Raw genomic sequence first — 14,270 nt, 5'->3', positions numbered from 1 at the left:
CCCGGGAGGGCGGTGGAGTCGGTCCCTGCGGGGGAGGACTCCCTCAGTCCGTGCCGGCGAGGAAGGGGCCGACCAGGTCGGCCAGTTCCGCCACACCGGGCTCCCGCAGGATGTCGTAGTGGCCGGCGTCGAGCCGGTGGATCGCCGGCGCGGCGGCCGACCAGCCGGTGCTGTCGTCGAGGAACGCGTAGTCGTCCCCCGCCGCCTTCACGACGGTGACCGGGGCCTGGACGCGCCGGGAGCGCAGTTCGGCGAAGGTGTAGCGGAAGTCGTAGGTCTGCCGGACCACCGCGGTGATCCGGCGCACCAGCTCCCCGTCCAGACCGTCGAACTGCCCGGTCAGATGGGAGACGAAGCTCTCCTCGTCCGTGGTGGCCCGGAGGCAGGCATCCAGGCCGGGTCCGGTGACGGTCCCCGCGAAGACCGAGTACAGGATGGTCAGATAGGCGGGGTCGGTGTACGAGGCGCGTCCGCTGCCCGCCGTACGGAGCTTCGGTGAGCCCGGGGCCAGCAGGAGCAGCCGGTCGACCCGACGGCCTTCGCGCTCCAGCAGATGGGCGGTCTCGAAGGCCACCCGAGCGCCGAAGGAGTAGCCGCACAAGGTGTACGGTCCCTCCGGCTGGGCTTCCGTGATGGCCCGCACGTCCCGCCCCGCCATCTCGGCGATGGTGGCGTACGGCTGCTCACCCGCGTTGACGCCGTGGGCCTGCACGCCGAGGAACGGCCGGCCGGCGTCGAGCCGGCGAGCGAGGGCACGCAGGTTCATCGGGTAGCCGCCGAGGCCGGGCCAGCAGTACACCGGCCGGCCGGAGCGGGCGGCGGCGAGCGGCACCAGCCTGGAGGAGGAGGCGCCCCGCTGCCCGTCGACCCGGCGGGCCAGCTCCTCGATGGTCGGGGACGCGAACAGCACCTGCAGCGGCAGCGCACAGCCGAACCGGCGGTTGATGCGGTTCACCAGCCCGACCGCGATCAGGGAGTTGCCGCCGCACTCGAAGAAGTCGTCCCGGACGGAGGCGGCCTGCTGCCCCGTACCGGCCTGCCACAGGTCGCGGATGATCCGCTCGGTGGTGGTCCCCGGCGCGGCGAAGGGGCGGCCCGCCGTCGTGAAGTCCGTCTCCGGCGAGGACTCCAGCGCGCGGTAGTCGACCTTGCCGCCTGCGGTCAGCGGTAGCCGGTCCATGACCACCAGGCGGTGGGGCACCATGTAGTCGGGCAGGATCTCCACCAGATCGGCCCTGATCATCTCGGTGGGCCCCTGCATGTGCACGCTGTCCTCGCGCATGCCCCGGTGGGCGAGCTGCTCGGCGCTGACCCGGCCGCCGACGAAGAAGTACGAGGGGCCCGTGGGCCGTCCGGCCGCCCGCAGCACGGCGTCCATGCGCTTGGCGGCCGGCAGGTCGTGGCCGGTCCTGGAGCTGTAACCGGACGGCATGAACCCGAAGCCGGCGCCGTTCATCTGCAGCCGCTGGAGCCGGCGTCCCAGGTCGAGGTAGGAGCGCGGGTGCTCGGGGCCGGGGCTGACCAGTGTGATCCCGAACGCGGCGCGCTCGTAGACCTGCTGGTTGATGGCGATGACGTGCCGCTTGAGCACCAGCTCGTCCGCGATCCGCTCCAGCGCACCGCCGGTGTGGTGGTACTGGCCGGCCGCCATGCCGGGCACCCGGCCGGGGTGGACCTGCAGATACACGTCCACGGGGACGTCGGGGCGGTCGTCGCGGTACGGGACCAGGTCGAAGGCCCCCAGGTAGTGGTCCTCGTCGGCGCAGTGCAGACGGCGCATCGAGCCTGGCGTGCAGGGGGCCTCGGCGATGTCCAGACCGTAGGCGGGGAGCACCTCCTCGAGCAGGCCCGCCATGTGTCCCGCCTCGATCTCCAGGACCTCCTGGACGTTGTTGCGGTACACCGGCTCGATCGCCCCCCGCCGGCCGGCGAAGTGGAAGCGGATACCGGGCCCGCGGTCCCCGCCGCGTCCGCCCCCGTGGTCTCCGCCGCCCCCGTGGCCCCCGTGGCCGTCGGACGCCCCGCGGCCCCTGTCCCCGCCGTCGCCGCTGCCATCGCTGCCGTCGCCGCCGTCCGCGTCGGCCCTGCCCCCGTCGTCGCCGCTCCCCGCGTCGACCAGGTACAGCCGGTGCTCCACCGGGTGGTAGTACCAGTGGCCCGGGGCCAGGCCCGCGCAGCCGTCCGGGCCGGTGACCTCCAGATACAGCTGGGCGGCGTACAGCGAGCCGGGGGAGGCGTAGCCGTATTTCGGCAGCAGCCGCTCGTCGCTGGTGTACTGGCCGAAGTAGCGCAGGACGGCGCCGAGTTCGGCTGCCCGCAGCCGTTCGGGCCGCCGGGGGGCGGCACCGGGGGTGCGGGCGGCGAGCAGGGCGAGCAGCTCCTCGGGACGGGTCTCGCCGCCCTCGTAGAAGCGGTAGGTCTTGCGGGCGAACACCCGGCGGCACTGCTCGGCGGTGGGAGTGCGGCCGGGGAGGTCGACCCGGTGCCGGCCGGCGAGGTCGGCGGCGTCCCGGCAGCCGCCGTCGGAGAGCTGGGCGCGCACCTGGAACCGGCCGGCCTTGGAGACGTGGTGCCGGTCGTGGTCGCCCTGGTCCATCAGGGCCGCCTCGCGCGGGCTGAGTTCGACGCAGGCCACGAGGTTCCGGTGTCCGCTCGCGGGGTCGTCCTTGACCAGTACGGCGGCGTTCCTGACCCAGTCGTGGGCCTCGATGGCGAGTCGTATCTCGTCCGGTTCGACGCGGTAGCCGCGCAGTTTGACCTGCCGGTCCACGCGGCCGTCGAAGCGGTAGGTGCCGCCCTCCCGGTGGACCAGGTCGCCGGTGCGGTACAGCACGGTGTGCGCGGGGTCGGCGGAGAACGGGTTGTCCAGGAAGCGCTCGGCGGTCAGGTCGGGGCGGTGCCGGTAGCCGCGGGCGACCTGCACACCGCTGATGTACAGCTCGCCGACCGCGCCGGGAGCGACCGGCCGCATCCGCTCGTCGAGCACGTGGAAGGCCAGACCGTCCACGGGGGTGCCGATCGGGACACCGGCCGGGCCGTCGCCGACCGACGAGGGGTCGACGGTCTGGGCGGAGGCGTTGACGGTGCACTCGGTGGGCCCGTAGAGGTTGACCAGTTCGCACTTGTGCAGGGTCTCCGTGAAGCGCTGCGCGAGCCGCCGGGACAGCGCCTCGCCGCCGCAGAACACCTGGGTCAGCGAGTCGCAGGCGGGCAGCCGCTCGCTGTCGAGCAGCGCCTGGAGCAGGGTGGGCACGCACTGCAGGACGGTCACGCCGTGCCGGACGACGGTGTCGAGCAGGGCCTCGGGGTCGCGGTACGCACCGGGTGCGGCCGGCACGATCCGGCTGCCGAGGCACGGCGCCAGGATCTCCCACTGGGCGGCGTCGAAACTCATCGGCGTCTTCTGCAGCACGGTGCTGGACGGGCCGAGGCCGTAGGTCCGGGCCAGCCAGTGCATCTGGTGCGCGATGCCGCGGTGCTCGACCATCACGCCCTTGGGCCGGCCGGTGCTGCCCGAGGTGTAGATGACGTAGGCGAGGTCGCCGGGCGCGGGGGAGGCGGGTCCGTGGGCGCCGGGAGCGGGGTCGCGGGGCGCGGCGGAGCCGGCCGGGCCGTCCGCGGCGGCGCCGGGGCCGGTGGCGAGCCCGGCCGGGGTGAGGAGGGTGGCTCCGGGCGGTGCGAGGGCGGCGAGCCGGTCCCTGAGCGGCGCCTCGGTGAGCAGTACCGGGGCGCGGGAGTCCTCGGCCATCGCGCGGATCCGCTCGTCCGGGTAGTCCGGTGACAGGGGGAGGTAGGCGGCGCCGGCGAACAGGACGCCCCAGACGGCGACCGGCAGGGCGGCGGAGGGTTCGAGGAAGATCCCGACGCAGTCGTCGCGGCCCAGTCCGCGGCTGTTCAGGCCGGCCGCCACCTCCCCCGCCCGACCGGCGAGTTCCGCGAATGTGAGGGTCTCCTCGCCGTACTCCACCGCAATGTCGTCGGGGCGCGTCCTGGCCTGTGCGCACAGCAGGTCGACAAGGCCGGGTGCTTCGTCCGTTCCTCGCACCGGAGCCACCGCTCCGCCCGCGGTAGGGATTTCCACAACGCCCCCCGTTCGAATGGATTTCCATGCGCTGAATAGACCGAAACTATGGGTTGATCCCTGCCCTTTTGGCAAGCGGCTTGGGCGGCGGGTGTCCGATTGCCCGCCCGGGCATAAGCGGACGGAGTTCTGCAAACGGGGTGGGAAGCCGTCCGGGCAGCCCGGCGGCGGCGGTGGTTCTCGGCCGGTTTGCTGCTTCGGTGTCCCCCATCATGCACCTTTCGCCGCCCACTGCGGTGGCGGTATGTTCCGTTTTGCTGGCATGTGAACCCCGGAGTTTCCCGCACTGCGTGGATCCGAACCATCGCGACCGTGGCACCGGGCATTGGCGGGCGGCAGAGTCGAGACCGTCAACGGGGCGCCCAGGGAACTCTTTTCCGGCGCCTTCGGCAAGAGGCGCAAGAACGGAGGGGGAGTTCGTGCTGGATAGTCCGTCCGATGAGGGACTCGAAATTCTCCGGGCGAAGCTCGACAGCATAGACGTGCGTTTCCTCGAGGAGCTGCGCGCCCGTATAGAGACCTGCGTGGAAATAGCGCACTACAAGCGCAGGAACGACGTCCGGATGATGCAGCCGCATCGGATCAGGCTCGTCCAGGAGCGCGCGGCCCGGTACGGCGAGGAGCACGGGATCAGCCAGGACTTCCTGCGCAGGCTCTACGACCTGATCATCGAGGAGACCTGCCGGGTCGAGGACGTGGTCATCGGGGGCGCATCATGAGGACTCTGCTGATCGACAACTACGACTCCTTCACCTACAACCTGTACCAGCTGCTGGGCGAGACCAACGGCCGCCCGCCGGTGGTGGTGAGGAACGGCACCGACTTCTCCGAGCTGCGCTTCGAGGACTTCGACGCGATCGTCGTCTCTCCCGGACCCGGCCGCCCGGACCGGGAGCGGGACTTCGGCGTCAGCCGGCGCGCGATCCTGGAGAGCGGCCTGCCGGTGCTCGGCGTCTGCCTCGGCCACCAGGGCATCTGCCATCTGTTCGGCGGCGAGGTCGTCCACGCGCCGGAGCCCATGCACGGCCGGGTCTGCCCGGTGCGCCACGACGGCACCGACATCTTCGCCGGCCTGCCCAGCCCCTACGACGTGGTCCGCTACCACTCCCTCGCGGCCGGCCCGCTCCCCGACGAACTGGAGGCCCTCGCCTGGACCGGGGACGGCGTGGTGATGGGCGTGCGGCACCGGACGCGGCCGATCTGGGGCGTCCAGTTCCACCCGGAGTCCATCAGCAGCCAGTACGGCCGCGAGCTGCTCGCCAACTTCCGCGACCTGGCCATGGCCCACCATGCAGCCCAGCGGCGCGAGCCGCGCTACACGGTGCATGTGCGCCGGGTGGACGCCGAGCCCGACGCCGAGGCCGCCTACCGGGAGCTGTTCACCGACCACGGCACCGCGTTCTGGCTGGACAGCAGCAGCGTCGTCGACGGGCTGTCCCGGTTCAGCTTCCTCGGCGACGGATCCGGCCCGCTGGCCGAGTACATGACCTACCGCGTCCAGGACGGCACCGTCCGGATCACCCGGCCCGGCCGCGGCGACGGCGGGGACGAGCTCGTCCAGCAGGGCTTCTTCGACTATCTGGCGGAGCAGCTGCGCCTGCGCGCCGTCCCCCGGCCGGAGGGGCTGCCGTTCGACTTCAACCTCGGCTACGTCGGCTACCTCGGCTACGAGCTGAAGGCCGAGGCGGGTGCCCGCGCGGCGCACAAGGCGGAGACCCCGGACGCCGCGATGCTGTTCGCCGACCGGATGCTCGCGCTCGACCACGCCGAGGGCGCCGCCTATCTGCTGGCCCTGTCCGAGGGCGAGGAGCATGCCGCGGCCGTCGCCTGGCTCGACCGCACCGAGGCCGCCGTGCTGGCGCTGCCCGGCCGGGGCGAAGGCCGGGGCGAAGGCGAAGGCCGCGGCGACGGTGCGGGTGACGGCGACGGCGGTCCGCGCGGTGAGGCGGCCGGCTTCCGCGGTGCCGGCATGACCGACCCCGAGGCCGAGCCGATCGTCGCACCGCGGCACGGCAAGCGGGCCTATCTGGACCGGATCGCCGAGAGCCTGGAGGAGATCCGCGACGGCGAGACCTACGAGGTCTGCCTCACCAACACGGTCGACCTCAGGGCCGTGGTCGACCCGCTGCGCACCTACGCGTATCTGCGGAGGATCTCGCCCGTGCCGTACGGGGCGCTGCTCGACTTCCCCGGGGCGGCGGTGCTCAGCGCCTCGCCGGAGCGGTTCCTCACCATCGGCACCGACCGGGTCGCCGAGTCCAAGCCGATCAAGGGCACCCGCCCGAGGGGGGCCACCCCGGCGGAGGACGCGGCGCTGCGCGAGGACCTGCTCTCCCAGGAGAAGGACCGCGCCGAGAACCTGATGATCGTCGATCTGATCCGCAACGACCTGAACGTGGTCTGCGAGGTCGGCTCGGTGCATGTGCCCGCCCTGTTCCACGTAGAGACCTACGCGCCGGTCCACCAGCTGGTCTCCACCATCCGCGGCACCCTGCGGCCGGAGGAGTCGGCGGTGTCCTGTGTGCGGGCGGCCTTCCCCGGCGGATCGATGACGGGCGCCCCCAAGCTGCGCACCATGGAGATCATCGACCGGCTGGAGGAGGGCGCCCGCGGTGTCTACTCCGGCTCGATCGGCTGGTTCTCGCTGAGCGGCGCGGCCGACCTGAACATCGTCATCCGCACCCTGGTGGCGACCGCGGACCGGCTCAGCTTCGGCGTCGGCGGGGCGATCATCGCCCTGTCGGACCCGGAGGAGGAGTACGCGGAGACGGCCGTGAAGTCCCGTGCCGTGGTCTCCGCCGTCCTCGCCACCGCGCTCGAGCCCGCGGGGAGCCGGCCGTGATCCGGCGCTGTGTGGTGGTCGGCGGCGCCGGCGCGGTGGGCCGGCTGTTCGCCGAGCGGCTGCTGGCCGGCGGCGCCCGGGTGGCGGTGGCCGACACCGTGGAACCGGGCGCGGAGCCCGGTGGCACCCACTACGTACGCGGCGACGTCACCGCTCCCGGCGCCCGCCTGGAGGCCGACCTCGGCCATGCCGACCTGGTGGTCCTCGCGGTGCCGGACGCCGTCGCGCTGGCGGCCGTCCCCGGCCTGGCCGGGGTGCTGCGGCCGGACGCGCTGCTGGTGGACACCCTGTCCGTCAAGCAGCCCGTCACCGCCGCCCTGCGGGCCCATGCCCCGGCCGTGCAGGCGGTCGGCCTGAACCCGATGTTCGCCCCGGCCCTCGGGTTCGAGGGCCGCCCGGTGGCCGCCGTCGTGGTCAACGACGGGCCCCGGGTCGGTCCCCTCCTGGAGCTGGTCGGCAGCTGGGGCGCCCGGGTGGTGCCGATGGACGCGGCCGAGCACGACCGGCTGGCCGGCGCCTCCCAGGTACTCACCCACGCCGCCGTACTCGGCTTCGGACTGGCCCTCGACCGGCTCGGCCCCGACATGGGGAGGATCCGCGAGATCGCCCCGCCCCCGCACAACGCGCTGCTCGCCCTCCTGGCCCGGATCAGCTCCGGCGCACCTGCCGTCTACCGGGACGTCCAGGCAGCCAACCCGGAGGCGGCGGCGGTGCGCAGGGAACTCGCCGAGGGGGTGCGCGTCCTGGCCGATCTGGTGGAGCACGGCTCCGAGGAGGATTTCGCCGCCCTCCTCGGGCGCCTCCGGGGCCGACTGGGCGAGCACGCCCCGCACTACCGCGACCTGTGCGCGCGGATGTTCACGTCCCTCTGACAAGGAAGATGCACCCCATGGCAACGTTCGCCGCGACCGTCCTGACGCCGAAGCAGCGCGAGCAGCTGGCCGCCGACCCCACGGTGGGCGGTGGCAACCTGCTGCGGTCGGCCATCGCCGCCAACCCCCGCCCCGATCTGCCGTTCGTCCACTCCTACCGGGCGATCACCACCACCTCGGGCGAGCAGACCCACGACCTCAGCCTGAACGACATCGACGACCTGGCGCAGAGCTGGTCGGCGTACTACCTGGCCCAGGGCGTGCGCCGGGGCGACCGGGTCGCGGTCTGGTTCGAGGACTCCTTCGCGTACTCGGTGCACTACTACGCGATAGCCCAGATCGGCGCGGTCGCCGTACTGATCAACAGCAACGCCACCGGGCCGATCGCCCGGTCGCTGCTGGAGCAGACCGCTCCCGTGGGCCTGTACGCGGACCGGGAGCGGCTCGCGCTGCTCGACATGTCCCTGCTGCCCGGCATCGCCTGGACCCGCACGGCCGAGGAGCTGCCCGCGCCGCCGGCCGCGCGGCTCGCCGACGGCGACTACGGGAACCACCACGCCGACGACCCGGTGGTGATCCTGCACTCCTCCGGGACCACCGGCCGCCCCAAGCCGACCATCCACACCCACAGCACCATCGTGGCGGGCCCCAGGTTCCGCCTGGTGGACCACACCGAGACGCCCGGCGCGCTGATGATGACCGCGCTGCCCCAGTCCCACCTCGGGTGCGTCGCCTACACCACCTACGCGGTGCTCGGCGGTACGCCGATCGTGGCGCTGAGCGACCGCAAGGGCGACGAACTGGCCGCCGCGGTGGAGAAGTACCGGCCGACCTCGGTGATGTCCTTCGCGCACGGCTACGCCGAGCTGGCCTCCGCAGACCTGGCGCCCGGTCAGCTCGACTCGGTGCAGGTGTGGGTGTCGATCGGCGACGCGGTGCACCGCGCGCACATCGACAAGGTGCTGCAGAGCCGCAGCGCCGAGCTGCCCCCGTCGGCGTTCTTCGACCGCCTGGGCACCACCGAACTGGGCTGGGGCTGCCTGCTCCAGGTCCACACGCTGGACGACAAGCCGAACAACCGGTGCGCGGGCAAGCCGGTCGGCGTCGCCGAGGTGGCGATCCTGCGCCCCGACGGCTCGATCGCCGACACCGGCGAGGTCGGCCACCTGGCCGCCCGCGGCCCCGCGGTGACGCCCGGCTACTGGGGCGACTCCGCCACCACCTACTCCTTCAAGATGTCCGGCTACTGGATGCCCGGCGACATGGCGTACCGGGACGAGAACGGCGACTTCTACCTGGTGGACCGGGCCGCGGACGCCATCCGCACCGCCCACGGGACCGGCTACTCGGTCTTCATGGAGGAGGTCGTGCTGCTCCGGGTGCCCGAGGTCGAGGACGTCGCGGTGGTGGCCGGCCGGGACGGCGAGGCCGTGGTGCCCGTCGCCGTGGTCACCGCCGACGGGTCCGCGGAGCCGGAGAAGCTGCTGCTCCTCGCCAATGAGGCGCTGCGCGCCGCCGGCCACCCGGAGCTGGGCTTCCTGGAGATCGCCGCTTCACCGGAGGACTTCCCGGTGGGGGTCACCGGAAAAGTGCTGAAGCGCCAACTCCGGGAGAAGTACGCTGCCTTGTCCGAGTACCGTCAGTCGGTGCAGGGCAAGTCCTTCGCCGCAGCCAACCCCGGAGACGCCGCGTGACCAGCAGCACCGCCCCGACCACGAAGGTCGACTTCTACTTCGACGCCGCGTGCCCCTTCGCGTGGATCACCTCCCGATGGATGCTGGAGGTCGAGCGCGAGCGCGACATCGAGCTGCGCTTCCACGCGATGAGCCTCTACTTCCACAACGAGGGCAACGAGCTCCCGGACTGGTACCGCACGCTCGTCGACAAGTCGATCGGCCCGGCCCGGGTCGCCGCGGTGGTCGCCGCCCGGCACGGCCAGCAGGCGCTGCGGGACCTCTACACCGCGTACGGGACCCGGATCCACGAGAAGAAGGCGGCGGACTTCGACGAGGTCGTCACCGAATCCCTCGCGGAGGCGGGCCTGCCCGCCGAACTGGCAGCCGCGGCCCACGACCCCGCCCACGACGAGACCCTCCGGGCCAGCCACGACGCCGGCCGGGACCCCGAAGCGGGCGGATACGTCGGCACCCCCACGATCCACGTGGACGGCACCGCCTGGTTCGGCCCCGTCCTCCGCGCCATCCCGCGCGGCGAGCACGCGGCCGAGCTCTTCGACAGCTTCCGGGTGCTGGCCGGCCACCCCGACCTGTTCGAGCTGAAGCGCACCCGCACCGGCGGTCTCGACTACAGCTGACCCCGCCCCACGCGGACCCCCACGTGCGAACCGCTCCTGTCCGGGGGGCGGTTCGCACCCATGCGAACGGACGGACACGAGGACTCATGGACACACAGACGGCCCCCGGGCCGAGGCCGGACGCCTTCATACTCACCGGATCCTTCCTGGTGGTCTGCCGGGCGCCGCTCTACCTGGCGGAACTGGCCCGCCGCGGCCTGAGGATCCTGCTGATCACCCCCTCCTCCTGGCGCGAGGAGGCGCTGGCCGCCGCCGAGGACCCCGGCCACCCCGCCCATGCGATCGACGAGATCGCCTTCGTCGACGGGGACGTCAGCCGCGACAACTCCTACCTGCCCGGGGTGCTCTCGGCCGCCCGGCGCTGGCGCGACCACTACCGCATCGCCGGCGCCTACGCCGTCGGCGAGACCCAGGTCGAGCCGACCGGTCTGCTCGCCGACGCGCTCGGACTGCGCACCCCGGGCCTGAGGGCCACCCGGGCGTGCCGCAGCAAGTACCTCCAGCGCTGGTACCTCCCGGAGTTCAGCCCGGTGTCGCTGACCGTGCCGCCCGAGGCCCGGGGATCCCTCGACCCGGCCGCCGTCCGCTACCCGGTGGTGGTCAAGCCCGCCGGCCGGCACTCCAGCTCCGGCGTCGAGACGGTGACCGGCCCGGACGCCCTGCCGGCCCTGCTCCGCTCCTACCCCGGCCACGAGACGGTCCTCGTCGAGGAGAAGGTCGACGGCCAGGAGTACTCCGTGGAGAGCCTGGTGCAGGACGGCCGGATCGTCTTCTCCTCCGCCACCCGCAAGACCACCACCGACTCCCACGCCCACACCTTCGTCGAGCTCGCGCACACCGTGCCCAGCGACCGGCCCGATGCCGACCCGCTCCTGCTGGACGCCAACCGGCGGATGCTGGAGGCCCTCGGCTTCCAGGACGGCATCGCCCACGCCGAGTGGCGGATCGGCGCCGACGGCCGGGCCTATCTGATGGAGGTCGCCGCCCGCACCCCCGGCGACGGACTGTGCACCCTCTACGAACTCGCCACCGGCGCGCCGCTGGAGCCGGAGATCGTGCGCATCGCGCTCGGCGAGCCGGCCGCGTACCCGAAGCCGGCCCGGGTCGCCCGCCAGGTCTATCTGGAGCATGTGCCCGGTGTGCTCGCCGACGTCCGGGTCCGGGGCTTCGGCGTGGAGCCCGTGTGGGTCGGCGAGGGCGGCCTGTGGCCCGCCGTCGGACCGGCCGCGCCCGCCGACCCGCCGACCCTGCGCGCGGTCCTGGTGCACCGCGACCGCGGCACCGCACTGGGGCCGCTGCGCAGCTCCGAGGACCGGGCCGTGTCCTTCTTCGTCGACGCGCCCACCGCCGCCGAACTGGACCTGCTGGAGAGCCGGGTGCGGCGCGCCGTCACCGTCCACACCGAACCGGACGTCCCGGACACCGTGACGCACGTCCTGGTCGGCTACAGCCCCGTCATGCTGGCCAAACTGGACGAGCAGCTGCCGGCCGGCTCGGTGCTTGTCCTGGAGGAGCCGGCCGTCATCGACGCCCGGGGCATCACGGCGCTCGCCGAACGGCACCCCTGCGTGGCGGCCCTGTTCCCGGCGCCCAGCCAGGACGAGGCCGACCCCCACCGGGTGGTCCTGGCCGTGCCCCGCCCCCCCGGCGTCCGCGCCGTGGTCCCCGTGGTGGAGTACGGCGTGGTCACCGCCGCCGCGCTCGCCGAGGCCTGGGGCCTGCCGGGCGCGGGCCCTCAAGCGGCCCGCGTGCTGCGCGACAAGGGCCTGCTGCGCGCCGCCCTGGCCGGCAGCGGCATCGCCCAGCCCGACTGGGCCGTGGCCGAGAGCGCAGGACAGGTCGCCGCCTTCCGCGCCGCGCACGGCGGACGGTGCGTGCTCAAGCCCGCCAACCGCCAGGCCAGCCTGGGCGTACGGCTGCTCGGACCCGCCGACGACATCGACGAGGCCTGGGCGGGGACCACCGCCGCCGACGAGCCGGCCCTGCGCGCCCCCTACGAGGAGACCACCCGGTTCCTGGTGGAGCAGCGGCTGTCCGGGCCCGAGGTGAGCGTCGAGGCCGTGGTCCACGACGGCGAGGTCGGCTTCACCAACATCACCGCCAAGCTGGTGCAGGACAACGGCCACCCGGTCGAGACCGGCCACACCGTCCCCGCCGCACTGCCGCCGTCCCTCGCGGACGCGCTGCGCGAGGCCGTGGCCCGGCTGGTGGACACGACCGGCTTCCGCTCGGGCGTGCTGCACTCCGAGTGGATCCTCGCCGACGGCACCCCGCACCTCGTCGAATGCGCCGGCCGGCTGCCGGGCGGCGGCATCACCGTGCTGATCGACCTCGCCTACGGCACCGACATCCTGCGCAGCCTGCTGCACGTGCTCACCGGCGCCGGCCCGGTCGGCCCCCTGCCCGTCCACCGCGCCGCCGCCGCCCGGTTCCTCATCGCGCCCCCCGGCGTGGTGGAGACCGTCACCGGAGCCGACGAGGCGCGGGCCGCGCCGGGCGTCGCCGAACTGCACCTCTCGGCCGCCCCCGGCTCCACCGTCCACTCCGCCACCAGCTCCTGGGAGCGGGCCGGACTGGTCATCGCCACCGGCGAGGACGCCGCCGAGGCGGGCCGCCGGGCGGAGCACGCCCTGTCCCTGGTCGACATACGCACCGGCACGCCTGCCGGCACGGACGCCGGTACGGACGCCGACGTATCTGCCGGTGCACGGGTCGAGGAACGCGCCGTCATCACTGCCGGCACGCCTGCCGGCACGGACGCCGACGTATCTGCCGGCACACACGCCGGCACACGCGCCGACGGGGGTGCGCGATGAGGCTGCCCTCCCCGAGGGAGTACATACCCGCCACGGCGGCCGGCCGGTCCTTCGCCATCACCTCGCTGATCAACGCCATCGGCACCGGCCTGTATCTGGCCGGGTCCGCGGTGTTCTTCGTCCGCTCCGTCGGCCTGACCACCTCCCAGGTCGGCTTCGGCCTGGCGCTGTCCGGGGTGGTCGGCTTCCTCACCACGGTGCCCATCGGCGCGCTCGCCGACCGGCTCGGCGCCAAGCCGACCCTGGTGGGGCTGCAACTGTGGCGGGCCGGCGGGTTCGTGGCGCTGGCCTTCGCCCAGGGCATGGTGAGCTTCACGGTGATCTCCTGCTGCCTGGCGGCGGCGGAGGCCGCCACCCAGCCGATGACCCAGGCGGTCGCCTCGGCCACCACCGAGGGGACCGACCGCACCCGCACCATGGCCATCGTCCGCACCGTGCGCAATGTGGGGTTCTCGCTGGGCGCCCTGCTCGCCGCACCCCTGCTGGCCGCCGACCGGGTCTGGACGTACCGGGGGATCGTGCTCGGCACCGCTGCGGCGTTCGTGCTGTCCGCCGCGATGCTGTCGCGGGTGCGCACCGCCACCGCGGCCACCGTCCAGAAGAAGGTGAACCCGCTTGCCGCGCTGCGCGACTTCCGCGACTGGCGGTACCTGCTGCTGACCGCCCTCAACGGGGTGCTCAACCTGCACACCACCATCCTGGCGGTCGGCCTCTCGCTGTGGGCGATCCAGGCCACCGACGTGCCGGCCGCGTTCCTGCCGGTGCTGATCCTGCTCAACACCGTGATGTCGATCCTGCTCCAGGTCCCGGTCTCCCGGATGGTGGAGCGCCGGGGCGGGGCCGAACGGGCGCTGCGGATGGGCGGGTTCGCCCTGACGGCGTGCTGCCTGGCGCTCGCCCTGTCCAAGGCCCCGTCCTCCGCGGCGGCGGCCGCCGCGGTGCTGCTGGCGGCCTGCGTACTGCTCACCTTCGGCGAGATGTGGCAGGCGGTCGGCGGCTGGGAGCTGAGCTACGACTTCGCGCCCGAGGACCGCAAGGGCGTCTATCTGTCGGTGTTCAGCCTCGGCAACACCGGCCAGCGGATCGTGGGACCGGCGCTGATCACGTCCGTGGTGATCGCGGCCGGTCCCGTCGGCTGGATCGGCCTGGCGGTGCTCTTCGGCCTCGCCGCGCTGCTGGTCCGGCCCGTCACCCGCACGCTGTCCGCGGCGCGGCCGTCGGTGGAGGGGGAGGTGGCGCGGTGAGTGTGCCGGGTCGTCCGTCGTTTGATGTGTTCGTCGGTGCCGTGGGGCCGGTGGCCGGGCGCGTGCCGCGCACGCCGTCCGCGGCGCGGCTGCCCGTGGAG

Annotated in this window: 8 protein-coding genes; 7 read left to right on the top strand and 1 reads right to left on the bottom strand. The window is 73.4% G+C overall.

What is annotated here, in order from left to right:
* Window positions 1–43: 43 nt before the first annotated feature.
* Window positions 44–4,045: an amino acid adenylation domain-containing protein gene (locus tag SCWH03_RS09415; protein ID WP_173263701.1), complete on the bottom strand. Its 4,002-nt coding sequence runs from the start codon at window positions 4,043–4,045 to the stop codon at window positions 44–46.
* A 455-nt stretch (window positions 4,046–4,500) separates the two neighbouring features.
* Between SCWH03_RS09415 and SCWH03_RS28880 the strand changes: the two genes are divergently transcribed.
* The 7 genes from SCWH03_RS28880 to SCWH03_RS09375 all read left to right on the top strand — a co-directional run bounded on the left by SCWH03_RS28880 (window position 4,501) and on the right by SCWH03_RS09375 (window position 14,169).
* Window positions 4,501–4,800, top strand: coding sequence for a chorismate mutase family protein (locus tag SCWH03_RS28880; RefSeq protein ID WP_254076636.1), 300 nt, complete (start codon window positions 4,501–4,503; stop codon window positions 4,798–4,800).
* Window positions 4,797–6,923, top strand: coding sequence for an aminodeoxychorismate synthase component I (gene pabB / locus SCWH03_RS09405; protein WP_173263700.1), 2,127 nt, complete (start codon window positions 4,797–4,799; stop codon window positions 6,921–6,923). The genes SCWH03_RS28880 and pabB overlap by 4 nt, the downstream gene beginning before the upstream one ends.
* Window positions 6,920–7,795, top strand: a complete 876-nt coding sequence (locus SCWH03_RS09400) for a prephenate dehydrogenase (protein WP_173263699.1) — start codon at window positions 6,920–6,922, stop codon at window positions 7,793–7,795. Before pabB ends, SCWH03_RS09400 begins: the two co-directional genes overlap by 4 nt.
* A 17-nt stretch (window positions 7,796–7,812) precedes the next feature.
* Window positions 7,813–9,489: a class I adenylate-forming enzyme family protein gene (locus SCWH03_RS09395; RefSeq protein WP_173263698.1), complete on the top strand. Its 1,677-nt coding sequence runs from the start codon at window positions 7,813–7,815 to the stop codon at window positions 9,487–9,489.
* Window positions 9,486–10,109 (top strand): mycothiol-dependent nitroreductase Rv2466c family protein, encoded by a 624-nt coding sequence (locus SCWH03_RS09390; RefSeq protein ID WP_173263697.1) that lies wholly within the window; start codon window positions 9,486–9,488, stop codon window positions 10,107–10,109. The genes SCWH03_RS09395 and SCWH03_RS09390 overlap by 4 nt, the downstream gene beginning before the upstream one ends.
* A gap of 86 nt (window positions 10,110–10,195) precedes the next feature.
* The gene (locus tag SCWH03_RS28875) at window positions 10,196–12,925 is read left to right on the top strand and encodes an ATP-grasp domain-containing protein (protein ID WP_254076635.1); all 2,730 of its coding nucleotides are present in this window, start codon (window positions 10,196–10,198) and stop codon (window positions 12,923–12,925) included.
* Window positions 12,922–14,169: an MFS transporter gene (locus tag SCWH03_RS09375; RefSeq protein ID WP_173263696.1), complete on the top strand. Its 1,248-nt coding sequence runs from the start codon at window positions 12,922–12,924 to the stop codon at window positions 14,167–14,169. Before SCWH03_RS28875 ends, SCWH03_RS09375 begins: the two co-directional genes overlap by 4 nt.
* Window positions 14,170–14,270 lie beyond the last annotated feature (101 nt).

Source organism: Streptomyces pacificus (genome assembly GCF_011766325.1).
GTDB lineage: Bacteria > Actinomycetota > Actinomycetes > Streptomycetales > Streptomycetaceae > Streptomyces > Streptomyces pacificus.
This window is presented reverse-complemented; position numbering and strand designations above follow the sequence as displayed.

What these genes read in the sequence shown, in the direction of transcription:
- pabB (WP_173263700.1), top strand. Translation starts at nt 4,797, where the DNA reads ATGAGGACTCTGCTGATCGACAACTACGACTCCTTCACCTACAACCTG.
- SCWH03_RS28875 (WP_254076635.1), top strand. Translation starts at nt 10,196, where the DNA reads ATGGACACACAGACGGCCCCCGGGCCGAGGCCGGACGCCTTCATACTC.
- SCWH03_RS09395 (WP_173263698.1), top strand. Translation starts at nt 7,813, where the DNA reads ATGGCAACGTTCGCCGCGACCGTCCTGACGCCGAAGCAGCGCGAGCAG.
- SCWH03_RS09375 (WP_173263696.1), top strand. Translation starts at nt 12,922, where the DNA reads ATGAGGCTGCCCTCCCCGAGGGAGTACATACCCGCCACGGCGGCCGGC.